Origin of the sequence: Actinocrinis sp. (assembly GCF_035946395.1) — a bacterium.
Lineage (GTDB): Bacteria > Actinomycetota > Actinomycetes > Streptomycetales > Catenulisporaceae > Actinocrinis.
The window spans coordinates 1-14,939 of the sequence record NZ_DASYZI010000129.1; the positions used below are offsets into that span (position 1 = coordinate 1).

1 protein-coding gene is annotated in these 14,939 nt (G+C 71.0%); it reads right to left on the reverse strand.

The annotated features are described in order from the left end of the window. Positions 1-14,663, reverse strand: a 14,663-nt coding sequence (locus VGS97_RS08160; RefSeq protein ID WP_326852656.1) for an SDR family NAD(P)-dependent oxidoreductase, incomplete at its 3' end; no start/stop codon positions are given. Positions 14,664-14,939: the final 276 nt, after the last annotated feature.

Below are 14,939 nucleotides of genomic sequence, written 5' to 3' on the forward strand. Positions count from 1 at the left end.
CCGCGCACCTTCAGCGCCTGCGGCCGGATGAAGTTGAAGTAGACCTCGACCAGCGGCGCGTCCGGCCGGTACAGACCCTCCTCGACGAGGGCTGACATGGCGTCGAAGAACGAGGCGCCCTTCTCCAGCACCCGGGCCAGCCGGGTGTCGGTGCGCCGCAGCACGTCGGCGATCGGCTCGTCCGCGGCGACCTCGGCCGCGAACGGGACCGGCACGCCGAAGAAGCCGACCGCGTCGAGCGCGCCGACGTGCATCCTGGTGTCTACCGGGACGGCGAGAGCGAAGCGGCTGCGTCCGCGCAGCCGGGCCAGGAACACGGTCAGCGTGCCGAGGCAGAAGGCCGCCGGGGTGATCGCGAGCCGGTTCGCCCGGGCGGTGACCCGCTCCAGCAGGCCCTCGGGCATGTCGACGAAGCGCGTGCCGGAACGGTAGGTGCGCGTCGCGGGGCGGGGCCGGGTCAACGTGAGGTCGAGGCGCTCGACGCCGGTGAAGTCGTCCCGCCATGCGGGCTCGGCCGGGCCGCTGCTGTCAGCCTGCTGCGTCGGCTGCGCCGCGAGGAGCCGGTCGACGTCCCGGTTCGTCGCGGTCGCGTCGAGCCGTGCGCCGGAAAGCCCTGCGCTGATCTCGGCCATGACCAGGACGAGCGACTGCGCGTCGCTCACCGCGTGGTGCGCGCCGTAGAGCAGCACCTGCTCCCCGGACGGGTATTCGAGCATTTCGAAACGCCACAGCGGGGGCGCGGCCAGGTCGAACGGCTGCTCCATCAGCTCCCGAAGACGCTGGTCGACGTCCACGTCGTCGCCGACCGCGGACCAGCGCATCAGTTCTCCGGACGGGCGTCGCAGGGTCTGGAGCTGCTGACCGTGCTCGGCGTCCGCGACGATCCCGGTGCGCAGCGCACCGTGCCGGTCCGCCAGCTCGGTGAGCATGCGCGTCAGGCGTTCGCGTGTCGTCGCGGTGAGAAGCCGGACCGCGAAGCCGATGTTGTGCGCGGTGCTCGGGGTGCCCTGCTGCTCGGTGCGCAGCAGACGCATCACGTCGCGCGTCGCAGGCCGCAATTCGACTTCTGGTATCGAGGCTTCGGCCGTTTCCGCCGGCACGGCGGTCATGTGCGCCGGCGTCTCATCGGCGGCTGCGTCGGGAAGGCCGGCGAGGATGGTCGTGGCGAGGCCACGGATGTCAGCGGCCGAGGTCGCGGCCGAGGCGGACAGCTCGACACCGAGTTCGCGGGCGATGGTGCCGTACAGCGTGACCAGCAGCAGCGAGTCGAGATCGAGTTCCTTGAGCGGGGTCGTCGCGGCGACGTGCGCCATGTCGTCGCCGGTCACCCGGCTGAGCAGGCCGCGCAGGTAGGTCTCCAGAAGTTCCTGCCGCTCCCCCGCTCCGGAGGTGCGCATCCGCGCGACCAGTTCGCGGGAACCGGTCACGTTCGCAGGCCTCTGCTCTGACGGACCGGTGATCAGGTCGGCCAGCAGCGGGCGCCCTGCGGCGAGTTCCGGGTGGCCGCGCAGCGCCGCACGGTCGAGCGCGAGCGGCGCGAGCTGGCGCCGAGCCGAGCCGAGTACGCGTTCGAACAACTCGCCTCCCTCCTGCGGAGAGAAGCTGCCGAGTCCCGACCGGGCGATCACGGCCGCACGGACGTCCGAGCCCGTGACCATGCCGACCTGCGACCACGCGCCCCAGTCCAGGCTCAGCGCCGAACGGCCGCAGGACCCGAGGTGATGCGCCCAGGCGTCCAAGAAGGCGTTCGCCGCGGCGTAAGAGCTCTGACCCGCGGAACCGAGCAGTCCGGCCGCCGACGAGAACAGCACCAGGAAATCGGTGTCCGGCACAAGCTCGGTGAGCAGCGCGGCGCCGAGCACCTTCGGCGCGAGCACGCGCGCGATCCGCTCCGGTGTGAGGTTCAGCAGCGTCGCGTCGCCGAGCACGCCGGCGGCGTGCACGATCCCTGCGATGGCGGGAGCCCGAAGCCGCAGGGCTTCCAGCGCCGCTTCGAGACTCGCCCGATCTGCCACGTCCGCGCGGACCACGTGCACCATCGCGCCACGCTGCGCCAGCATGCTGATCCACTCGGTCGCGTCCGCGTCCGGTTCGCTGCGGCCGAGCACCGCGACGTGGCGTGCGCCGAGCCCGGCCAGCCGCTCGACGACGACCCGGCCAAGGCCGCCGAGGCCACCGGTGACCAGGTAGGTGCGCTCGGCGTGGATCCGCGCGGCGCCGTCGTCGGGTCGAGTCGGGGCAAGGCGAGGTACCAGCCGACCGGAGGCCCGCAGCGCGACCTGCCGTTCGTCGTCCGCGTTCAGAAGCTCGTTCCACAGTGCGTCGAGGCCGCCGTGTGCCGGCAAGTCGATCAGCGTGGCGCGTAGTTCGGGGTGCTCCTGTGCCACGGAACCGCCGAATCCCCAAAGCAGCGCTTGCTCAGGGTGCGCCACGTGCGCGCTGCCGTCGGCCGCCTGGCTGCCCCGGGTGACCAGGAACAGCCGGGGCGACGGCCGCCACGACCGGTCGGCCAACGCCGCGACCAGCCGCAGCGTGCTCGTGCAGCAGAGCAGCGCGGCACGATCCGCAGCCTGGGCCAGGCCGGATTCGGACTCGGACCCGGCGGAGCCGAGCGCGGGAGCGTCGAGGCCGAAGAGGTGGATGACCCGCTGCGGCGGTCCGTCTTCGAAGGCCTCGTCGAACAGCCGGGCGTAGTGATCAGGATTCTGCGGATCGATGCGGTAGCGGCCGGGCCCTTCGGCGGCGAAGCCCTCGAAGCCCTCACCGCCGAAGCCACACCTGGCGAGCACATAACCCGCCGACTGCGCGGCGAGCCGGTCGCCGATCTGCGCGCCGACGCCGGACTCGTCGGCCAGGATCAACCAGCGGCCCCGCTGCGCGCCGGCAAACCGCGCAGGCGACGAGGCCGGCGCAGAAGCCGGGCGTGGCCGCCAACGGACCTCGTACAACGACTCGTCCGCCGCGGAGAGCGCCGAGAGTTCGAAGCCTTCGACATCGAGGACGACCCGCTCTTCTTCGTCGAGCAGTTGCACGTCCAGCGCGGCACTCTCAGCACTGAGCGAACGCACGCGGCTGGTCGCCCACACCGGACGTGTACGCAGTCCGGTGAAGCGGATTCGGCCGGCCGCGACGGGAACGAACGCCTTGTCCGAGGGCGCATCGGCAGGCAGCGCGACGGACTGGAAGGCCGCGTCCAGCAACGCCGGATGCAGCAAGTGGGACGACCTCGGCGCCTCGGCGAGCCGACCGATCGCTTCACGTGGGCCGCGCCATCCGCTTTCAAGCCCCTGGAACGCGTCCCGGTATTCGATACCTGCTACGGCGAGTGCCGCGTAGAGCCCGGATATCTCAACCGGGTCCGCACAGCGCTCCCGCAGCGTCGCGAGCGGCTCGGCCGGCTCAACGGCTCCGGCTTCCTCAATCGTCTCGGGTACGATCAAGCCCCTGACGTGCTGCGTCCACGGCGCGCGTGAGTCGGCGGACGGCCGTGAGGCGATAGTGAAGGCCCGCGTGCCGTCCACGGCTGGTGGCCGGGCGATCAGTTGCAGACGCACAGGCTCGTCGGCGCGAAGTTGCAGTGCGCGTTCGAAGCGCAGCTCGGCCAGCCGGACGGCGCCCGCGGGCTCCGATCGGATCTTCAGCAGCACCGACGCTTCGAGCGCCATCTCCACGAACGCCGCGGCGGGCAGCCAGACGGCTCCGGCGACCCGGTGGTCGGCGAGGTAGGCGAAGCGGGAGTCGCCCAAGTCGATCTCGGCCTGCACAAGGTGCCGATCGGGTTCGTCGCTGGCCTCGACGTGCAGTTGCGCAAAAGGCGCGGTGTCCGGCCCGGTGGACGCCGCCCGCGCGGGAGTCGACCAGTGCCGGTCAGGTTCGAAGGCGTAGGTCGGCAGGTCGAGCAGCGTTCCCTCGGGGAACTGCTTCGACCAGTCGGGGTCGAGTCCCGCGCTGTACAGCTGCGCGAAGTTGCGCAGCATGCTGTTATCGCCGTCCTCGTCGCGGCGCAGCGAGCCGACGGCCGTGACGCGGATGTCGGACTGCGTGCCGATGGACTTGACCTTCGACACGAGGGTCGGGTGCGGGCCGACTTCGACGAAGTAGCGGTAGCCGTCGTCGACCATCCGGCGGACGGCGGCGGCGAACCGGACCGGTTCACGCAGATTGCGGTACCAGTAGCCTGCGTCGAGTGCGTCGCCGGGTATTGGTTCGGTCGTCACGGTCGAGTAGAGCGGCAGCGTACCAGGCTCGCCGGATATATCAATTATCGCACTTGTGAAGCTGTGGCGGAGCCGCTCCATGTGCGTGCTGTGCGTGGCGAAGTCGACCGGCACGCGCCGCACCGCGATCCGCTCGGCTTCGAGCCGCGCCAGCAGGTCGGCCAGCGCGTCGAGGTCGCCGGAGACCGTGGTCGCCTGATCGCCGTTGATCGCCGCGACCGAGAGCCGGTCGCCGAACTGCGCGATACGCGCCTCGACCTGCTCCACCGGCAGCTCCACGGCGAGCGAGCCGCCGAGCCCGGCGACCTCACGCACGGCTTGGCCGCGCTTGACGACGAGCGCCGCGGCCTGGTCGAGCGTGAGCATTCCGGCCACGTGCGCAGCGGCGATCTCGCCGAGGCTGTGGCCGATCACGGCATCGGGTTCGACGCCGAGGGAACGCCACATCGCGGCCAGCGCGCAGTCGACGGCGAACAGCAGCGGCTGCGTCACGTCGGCTCGCTCGGCGTCGGGCGCGCCCTCATCACCGCGCAGCACCGCGAGCACGGACCAGCCGGCATACCGGGCGATCGCCTCGTCGCAACGGGCGAACGCCCCGGCGAAGGCCGGGTCGCCGGCCAGCAGGTCGAGCGCCATACCGGTCCAGCGCGGGCTGTGACCGGGGAAGATGAAGGCGACCTTGCCGTCGACCGGTTCACGCGACGCCGCGGACAAGACGAGAGCGGAATTCACGCGGTCGTTCGCCGAGCCGTCGCGGCCCGAGAAGTCGGCGAGGCTTGAGATCAGCGTGCTGTGATCGGCGGCGATGACCGCGGCGCGGCGTTCGAAGTGGCCTCGGCGGCGGGCGAGGGTGTACGCGACGTCGGAAAGCGGCGCGTCCGGGTGCTCGTCCAGATGCCCGGCGAGGCGCGCGGCCTGACGCCGCAGTGCGGCGTCGCTTCGAGCGGAAAGTGTGAACAGCCGCTTTGCCCCACCCGTCTCGGCGTTCGCTGTCCCGTTCGGCTGCGCACGCTGCGGCTGTGGCTCAGGCTGCGCCCGGGGTTGGGGTTGCGGCACTTCCTCGACGACGACGTGCACGTTGGTGCCGCTGATGCCGAAGGCGCTGACGCCGGCCCGCCGCGGCCGCACACCAGGAAGCCAGGGCATTGATTCGCTGACGAGTCGCAGGCCGCTGTCGTCCCAGTCCACGTGTCGGCTCGGCGTGCCGGCGTGCAGGGTCGCGGGCAGTCGACGATGCCTAAGCGAGAGCACGACCTTCATCAGGCCCGCCATGCCCGCGGCCGCCTGGAGGTGGCCGAGGTTCGACTTGGCCGAGCCGAGGTACAGCGGCCGGTCCGCCGGGCGGCCCGGCCCGAAGACCTGCGCGAGCGCGTTCGCCTCGATCGGGTCGCCGAGCGTGGTGCCGGTGCCGTGCGCCTCGACGTAGTCGAGGTCTGCCGGAGCCAGCCCGGAGCGCTCCAGCGCCAGCCGGATCACCCGCTCCTGGGACGGCCCGTTCGGCACGGACAGGCCCTGGCTGCGTCCGTCCTGGTTCACGGCGCTGCCGCGCAGCACCGCCAGCACCTCGTCACCGTCGCGCCGCGCATCGGACAGCCGCTTGAGCAGGACCATGCCGACACCTTCGGACAGACCGGTACCGTCGGCGTCGTCGGAGAACGACCGGCACCGGCCGCTCGGCGACAGGCCGCGCATCCGGCTGAATTCGACGAAGGTCTGCGGCGTGACCATCAGCGTCGCGCCACCGGCCAGCGCGGTGTCGCACTCCCCCGACCGCAGCGCCGCGGCGGCCATGTGCACAGCGAGCAACGAAGACGAGCAGGCCGTGTCCACGGTCACCGCCGGGCCGACCAGCCCGAGCGTGTAGGCGAGCCGGCCGGAGGCGACGCTGAGCGAGGTGCCCGTGCCGTAGTAGCCGTCGAGCTGTTCCAGGCTGGATCCGGACGCGTATTCGCTGCCGAACATGCCGATATAGACGCCTGTCATACTCCCGGCGAGCCGGGACGGGACAATTCCGGCGCGCTCCAGCGCTTCCCACGCGGTCTCCAGCAGCAGCCGCTGCTGCGGGTCCATCGCGGCGGCCTCGCGCGCCGTGATCCCGAAGAAGCGCGCGTCGAATGCGTCGATTCCGCCGAGGAACCCGCCCTCGCGCGCATAGCTCTTGCCCGGCGCCTCCGGGTCCGGGTCGTAGAGCGCCTCGACGTCCCAGCGGTCCGCCGGGAACGGGCCGATCGCGTCGCGGCCGTCGGCGAGCAGCCGCCAGAACTGTTCGGGGTCTGCGACGCCACCGGGGAAGCGGCAGGCCATGGAGACGATGGCGATCGGTTCGTCCGCCGCCGGTTCGTCTGCCGAGCGCACTGACGCGGACGTACGCGCAAGCGTCGTCGCAGATCTCTGTGGCACGGCTTCTGCGGTGCGTCGCAGGACCGTGTCGAGCAGGTGCTCGGCGAGCCGACCGGTGGTCGGGTGGTCGAAGAGCAGGGTCGCGGGCAATCGCGCGCCGATCCGTGCACCGATGCGGTTACGCACTTCCAGGGCGCTGACCGAGTCCATGCCGACTTCCCGCAGCGGCCGGTCCGGCCGCACCTCGGCGGCGGAGCGCAAGCCGAGCGCGTGCGCGACCTCGTCGCCGACGATCGCGAGCACGCGCGCGGACCGTTCGGCGTCGGTGAGGCGGGCGAGCCTGTCGGCCAGATCGCTTCCGGTCGAAGCCTCGCGAACCGGGGGCAGCAGGGCTCGCCACAACGCGGGCGTCCCGGTGCCGCGGCTGAACGATCCGCGCAGCCGCTCCAGATCCACGCTCCAAGCGACCAGGTGCGCCGCCGGCCGCCGGATGGCGAGTTCGAACAGGTCGAGGGCGTGTTCGGGTTCGAGGGCACGGAATCCGAGGTCTGCCATCCGGCCGAGGTCGGCGTGCACGTCGGCGAGTCCGTCGCCGGACCAGGCTCCGTACGCGATGGACGTGGCGGGCAGGCCTTGGGCACGTCGACGGTGTGCCAGCTGGTCGAGGAAGGCGTTGGCCGCCGCGTAGTTGCTTTGGCCCGCGGTTCCGATCACGCCGGCGGCGGACGAGAGCAGCACGAAGAAGTCGAGCGGCGTGCCGAGAGTGAGCCGGTGCAGGTTCCAGGCGCCTGCGGCCTTCGGACGCAGCACCCGCGCGAGTGAATCAGGTGTCTGTTCGGTGACGGCGCCGTCGGCGAGGACACCCGCGGCGTGCACGACGCCGCGCAGCGGCCCCCGCTCGGCGATCCGTGCCAGCAGGGCGCCGAGCGCTTGAGCGTCGGTGACATCGCAGGCCACGACCTCGGTCTCGGCGCCGAGTGCGGCGAGTTGCGCGACGAGTTCCCGGTCCCGCGGGTCCAGCTCACCACGGCGGGAAGTCAACACGAAGCGCCGGTCGCCGTGCGCGGCGAGACGACGTGCGATCTGCCCGCCGACGGCGCCGAGACCGCCGGTGATGAGCACGGTTCCATCGGCGACAGACTCGTTGGCCACAAGCTCATCGGCCGTCATCGGTGCCTGATCAGGCTGTCCGGCGACGGTGCCGCGTACCAGTCGCGGCGCGAGCAGGGTGCCGCGACGGATCGCCAGCTCCGGCTCGCCGACTTCACAGACGGCTGCGATCAGAGCCGCGACAGCGACAGGGAGGGCGGACTCGGACATCGCCGGGGACCCGGGCATCGCCGGATCGAGGTCGATCGACTTCGGCCCGAGATCAGGGTGCTCAGTCCTGGCGCTACGGGCAAGCCCCCACAGCGCCGACTGATCCAGGCCGGTCACCACGTCGCCGGCCCCGGTGGCCACCGCGCCTCGGGTCACCCAGACGAGGCGTGACGGAGCGTGCTCGCCGCCATTGGCGAGCAGCGCCTGCAACTCGGACAAGCCGGCGGCCACGAAACCGTGCGCGCGGTGCGCTGTATCCGGCTCCGTACCTACGACGGCGCCCGTATCGGCGCCCGCATCCGCGGTCTCGGCGCTCGGCCAGAACCGGAGCACCGTGTCGGCATCCGCAGGCAGCGCCTCATCCGCGTCGACCGCGACCGCTCGCACGCCGACGGCCTTGAGCGCCTGGATCAGGGCATCGATGAGCGGATCAGCATCCGTGGTCACCAGAGCCCATGGTCCGCCGGGCTCGGCCGCCGACTGTGCGACCGGCACCCAGGCCAGTTCGTACAGATCTCGCCCCGCGCGTGCTCCGTGCGCGAGGTCGGCGCTGGTCGCCGCGCGCAACCGCACGCCCGACAGTTCGCCTGCCGGAAAGCCATCGGCGGTCCGCAGCGTCACATCGACGGTGAGATCGTCGCCTGAGTCGCTCGTCCGCCTGACCACCGCGGTCAGCTCTGCGGCGAGGGTCGGTGGCGGCAGGCTGGATCGGCCGACGGCGACCGGGAGCAACGTGCGCCCCGACGTGTCGAACGTGGACGCGACGTGCAGCGCCGCGTCGAGCAACGCCGGATGGACGCGCTGCGTGAACGAGGAGTCCGTCGCCTGCTCCGGCAGCGAAAGCCAGGCGAGCACGGTCGATTCGTCGATGGCGACCGCGGAGCGCACACCGCGGAAAGCCGGTCCGTAGCCTAATCCGGCCTCAGCAAGCCGCGAATAGCGCGACTCGTCCCAGATCGGCGCGCCGTCATCAGCTGTGGGCGGAACAGGCTCGTCGTACACCGGTCGGGGCTCGGCGCCGACGGCGGTGGCGTGCAGTGTCCAATCGGAACGTCCCGCGCCGCGCACCCTGCTGTACACGGAGACCTCGCCGATCTCTGACTCGCCGGCGACGACCTCGATCTGAACTTCGACGGCCTCTGACTCAGGCAGCACCAGCGGCGCGATGAGCAGCAGATCCGCGACGTCGAAGAGCCGGTCGGGAAATGCCGCGTCAAGCGCCGCCCAGCACAGTTCCAGCACCGTGGTCCCGGATAGCACGACCCTGCCGAACACCGAGTGATCGCGCAGCCAGTCAGCGGTGCGCACGGTCCACGTCTTGCGGAAGGTCCAGCGGCTCGCGTCTGCCGATGCCAGCTCGACGCCGAGCAGCGGATGCCGGGCCCCGGCCGCCAGATCGGGGTCGGCCGAACCGGCGCCGGAACCCGTCGGTTCGGTCCAGTGGCGGTCGCCGTTGAAAGCGTACGTCGGCAGGTCGGCCTGCCAGCCGTCCGGAACGAGCAGGTCCCAGCGGACATCCCGGCCCGCCACGTGCAGCGCGCCCAGCGAACGGACCAGGCACGCGGGTCCGTCCTCGTCGCGTCGCAGTGAACTGATCACTGCGACGGCGCGCTGCGCGTCCTCGGCGATCGTCTGCGTGGCGACGACGAGCGAAGGATGCGGGCTCAGCTCGACGAAGTACCGGAACCCGTCACCGATCATGCGCTCGACCGTGTCGGCGTAGCGGACCGGTTCGCGCAGGTTGCGGTACCAGTACTCGGCATCCGGACGCAGGTCGCCGCCGACGGTCCCGCCGAGGACGGTCGAATACCAGGGCACTGATAACGAGGACACTGATGACAAGGGCTCTGATGACACGGGTGCAGATGACGAGGCGTGTCCGACGTTCGCGAGGTCGGCCAGGATCGGCTCACGCAGCGGTTCGACTTGCACGCTGTGCGACGCGTAGTCGACTTGCAGCCGCCGGACGAACACCTCTTCGCGTTCGAGCTGCGCGACCAATGCGTCGATCGCTTCGGCAGTGCCCGCGAGCACCGTCGATCGGCTGCTGTTGACCGCCGCGACCGACACTCGGCCGTTCAGGGCCGCGAGGCGCGGCTCCAGTTGCCCGGCCGAGCGCTCCACGACGGCCATGGCACCGGCACCGGAGACCGCCGAGACTGCCTTGCTGCGCAGCGCGACCACGGTCGCGGCGTCGTCCAGCGTGAGCGCTCCGGCGACGTACGCAGCGGCAACCTCGCCTTGGCTGTGGCCGACGACTGCGTCCGGCTCCACGCCGTAGGACCGCCACAGCGCGGCGAGCGAGACCATCACGGCGAACAGCACCGGCTGGACAACGTCGACGCGTTGCAAGTCGGGCGCGTCAGGTTCGCCGCGCAGCACCGCCGAAGCCGACCAGCCCGTGTGCGGACGCAGCGAGGCGTCGCAGCGCTCGAATTCCTCGGCGAAGACCGCCGAGCGGCTGAGCAGGTCGACGCACATTCCGGCCCACTGCGCGCCCTGCCCCGGGAAAACGAAGGCGAGCTTTCCGGCGATCGGCGCGCCCTGCGTCGGCGTCGATGCCGGCTCGGTGCCCGACGAGGCCAAGCGGTGCAGGCCGTCGAGCAGTTCCGCACGATCACGCGCGTCGATGACAGCGCGCTGCTCGAAGTGCGTGCGGTGACGTGCCAGCGTCCCGGCGACCGGCCGCAACGGAAGATGCGGATTCGCTTCCAGCGCCTGCGCAAGCCGGTCAGCCTGGCCGCGCAGCGCGGTCAGGCTGCGTGCCGAGATCGGGAAAAGCATCGGCGCGCCGTCGAGCGCGGGGGCTGCGTCGGCCGAAGGAAGCCCGCTGTTTGAGGGCACTGTGCTGATTGAAGGCACTGGAGGCATTGTGCTGATTGAGGGAGAAGCCGCACTGCTCGCCCCCACTCCCCCGGCGACGCGCGCTGGCGCCTCCTCAAGGATCAGGTGTGCGTTGGTGCCACTGATCCCGAAACTGCTCACGCCGGCGCGACGCACCCGTTCGCCGCGCGGCCACGGCCTGGGGCGATTCAGCACTCGCAGACCCGCGCCGTCCCAGTCCACCTGAGCCGTCGGCGTATCAGCGTGCAGCGACGCCGGGAGTTGCTCGTGCTGGAGTGCGAGCACCGTCTTGATCACACCGGCGACACCGGCCGCGGCCTGGGTGTGGCCGAGATTCGACTTCAGCGAACCGAGGTAGAGCGGACCGGCCGCCGCACGCGATCCGCCGAACACCCTGGCCAGCGCGCGGGCCTCGACCGGGTCGCCGATCGGCGTTCCGGTGCCGTGCGCCTCCACGTAATCAACGTCCTGCGGCAGCAGTTCGGCAGCGGCCAGCGCCGAGCGCACGACCTGTTCCTGCGCGAGGCCGTTCGGCGCGCTCAGGCCCTGGCTACGGCCGTCCTGGTTCACCGCCGAGCCCCGGATGACCGCGAGCACGCGATCGCCGTCCCGCCGCGCGTCGCTCAACCGTTTGAGCAGGAGCAGCCCGCAGCCTTCCGCCCACACCATGCCGTCCGCGTCGGCGGCGAACGGCCGGCACCGGCCGGAGGCGGACAGCCCGCGCAGCCGGCTGAACTCGACATACGCACGCGGCGTCACCATCAGCGTCGCGCCGCCGGCCAGCGCGAGGTCGCACTCGCCGCCGCGCAGCGCCTGTGCCGCGAGGTGCACGGCGACCAGTGAGGACGAGCACGCAGTGTCGATGGTCACGGCCGGGCCGACCAGTCCGAGCGTGTACGCGATCCGGCCGGATGCGACGCTGGACGCCGAGCCGGTGCCGACGTGGCCATCGAGTTGTTCGAGCCCTGCCGCAGAGAGGTAGTCGCTGTCGTAAAGGCCGACATATACGCCGGTGGCACTCTCCTTCAGCCGGCTCGGCACGATCCCGGCCCGCTCCAAGGTCTCCCACGCGGTCTCCAGCAGCAGCCGCTGCTGCGGATCTATCGCGGCGGCCTCACGCGGCGAGATCCCGAAGAAGGCCGCGTCGAAGCGATCGATGTCCCGCAGGTACCCGCCTTGCAGCGTGTACGCCTTGCCCGGCGCTTCCGGGTCCGGATCGAGCAGCGCCTCGCTGTTCCAACGGCCGGGCGGGCTGTCGACGACGTCACCGCCCTCGGCCAGGATCCGCCACAGCGCCTCGGGATCGTCCGCGCCGCCGGGGAACCGGCACGCCATCGCCACGATCGCAATCGGCTCAGTAGTCGGCGCGGGCATGGGATCGGACTTCAACTCGGCGATCGGCACGGACACCGGACCGGACTTCGACTCGGCAGTCAGCGCGGCCATCGGACCGGACTTCAGTTCAACGGTCGGCACGGACACTGGACCGAGCTTCGACTCAGTAGTCAGCGCGGGCGCTGGACCGAGCTTCGGCCCGGTAGTCGGCGCCGGCACAGGATCGGACTTGGGCTCAGCGATCGACGCGGACACCAGGTCAAGCTTCGACTCTGTGGTCGACGCGGACACCGGATCGGACTTGGGCTCAGTGGCAGTCACGGTAATCAGCGTGGGCGCGGGATCGGGCCTGGACTCGGTGGTCGGCGTGGGCGCGGGATCGGGTTTGCTGGCGGACGCGGAATCCCGTTGCCCGGCTGCCTCGGCGCCGAACGCCCGAGCCGCCCCCGCAATGGTCGGATATTCGTACAACACCGTCGGTTCGAGCTTGCGATCGAGCTTGTCGGACAACTCGCCGACGATCTCGACCAAGCCGCGCGAGCCGATGCCGTAGTCGGCGATCGAACTGTCGACCTTCACCTGTGCCGGATCGATCTCGGCACGCCGGGCGACCGCGTCCACCAGCCACGCCTCGATCGCACGTACATCGGCATCGAGCACGATGTTTTCAAGCACAGCGTTGTCAAGCACAGTGTCGTCAAGCACAGCGTTGTCAAACACAGTGCTATCAAGCACAGTGTCACCGAGCGCGGTGTCACCGAGCACAGCAATGTTGGACACAGCGCTGTTGGACACGGTCTGGTCATCGGGCACAGGCTGCGACGTCGGTTGCGGCTCGTCCTTCGGCAGGTCGAGCAGCGCGAGCGTTCCTTCGAGATAAGCCTTGCGCGTCGCGCTGCGCTGGATCTTGCCGCTCGACGTCTTGTGGATTCCGCCCGGCTGGATCAGCACCACGTCCCGCAGCGCGAGACCGTGTTCCTCGCTGACCGCCCGGCGGATCGCCGTCTCGATCGTGCCCGTCTCGGCATCCGCCTGCGCCGCGACCTCGGCCACCAGAACCGGACGCTCCCCGTCCGCGCCGCCGCCGTCGGTGCCGCCGTCCTGGTTGCCGACCGAGAACGCCGCGACGCAGCCCGGCCGTACCGCCGGATGAGCCATCTCGGCGGTCAGCTCCAGGTCCTGGGGGTAGTGATTCCGTCCGTCGATGATCAGCAGATCCTTACGACGGCCGCTGATGTACAGTTCGCCGTCGCGCAGGAAGCCGAGGTCCCCGGTGCGCAGGAAGCCGCTGCGGCCGTCGGCGAGCCGGGCGTTGAACGTCTCGTCCGTTTTCGCCGGATCGTTCCAGTACCCGGCCGCGACGCTGGCGCCGCCGACCCAGATCTCGCCGACTTCGCCGTCCGCGCACGGCACGCCGAGTTCCGGATCGGCGATCACCACCGTCATCCGCGGGCGCCCGCAACTGACCAACTCGCGTTCCCGCCCCGTGCCCGGCCCCGCCTCCGGCTCGACGGGGTTCTGCGCCGGGGCAGGACCGATGGCCGGTGCGGTCTCGACGTCGCCGCCGCTGACCATCAGTGTCGCCTCGGCGAGGCCGTAGCACGGATAGAAGGCCTCGGACCGGAATCCGGCCGGCGCAAAAGCCTCGGCGAACCGCCGCAGGGTGGCTGCCCGCACCGGTTCGGCGCCGTTGAACGCGACCCGCCACGTCGACAGGTCCAGCCGCTCCAGCAGTTGCGGAGTGGCCCGGCGCACGCACAGCTCGTACGAGAAATTGGGCCCGCCGCTCATGTGCGGCCGGAACGTGGACACGGCGGTCAGCCAGCGCTCCGGCTGCTGGAGGAAGTGCAGCGCAGACATCAGGGTGCCGGTGCGGCCGATGTACGTGGGCTGAAGCACCCCGGCGATCAGGCCCATGTCGTGGAACACCGGCAGCCAGCTGACCAGCAGGTCGCCGCTGTGTGCCGCGAGCCGCTGCGACGTGTGGCCCAGGGCTTCGGCGATGACCCGCTGGTTGTCCAGCAGGTTGCCGTGGCTCACCATCACCCCGCGCGGCGCGCTGGTCGAGCCCGAGGTGTACTGAAGGAACGCGATCGAGTCCGGGCCGAGGCCGGGATCGCGCCACGCCGCGTGCGCGTCGTCCGGGATCTCCTCGGTGGCGACCCAGGTCAGCGCGGCGAGTTCCGGCACCTCGTCGGCGGCGGCGCGCAGCGCGGCCAGGATCGGGCCGGTGGTCAGCACCACCTCGGCCCCGGCGTCGGCGACCAGCCTGCGCAGGCGCGGCAGCGCGCGGCGGATCTGGCCGCTGAGCGGGGCGGGGCAGGGCACCGCGACTACCGCGCCGAACAGGCAGCCCATGTAGCCGCGGACGAACTCCAGCCCCGGCGGATAGAGCAGCAGCGCACGGGAACCGGCGAAACCGCGCTCCTGTAACCAGCCGCCGACGGCGCGGGCACGCCGACCGAGCTCACCGAAGGTGATCTGGTCTATTTCGCCGTCCGCGTCGCCGGTGACCAGGAAGCGATAGGCGATCTGATCGGACTGCTGCGCGGCTCGCAGGGAGAGCGTGTCGACGAACGATCTCGCGGCGGCCTGCGAGTCGGACATGGCCGTACCCTTGCGCTCCCGTTGCCACACAGTCGTCCCCCGAATTGTGAGATCAGGTGTGAGTGATCACTGATCCGCCCGGCACTGCCCCGGAAACAGACCCCTCATTATGCACGCCGCCGGTTCTTCCACCCGTTGCCCGATGCCAGCCGCCGCGACCGGACGTCGGCGTCCGCCGCAGACGCGGCATCTGCGCACCCGGGCCTGTCCCCATCGACCCGCCGGGCAACCGCACAGTGCGGAAATCACACCCACGGCACGTGAACACTCAAGTTA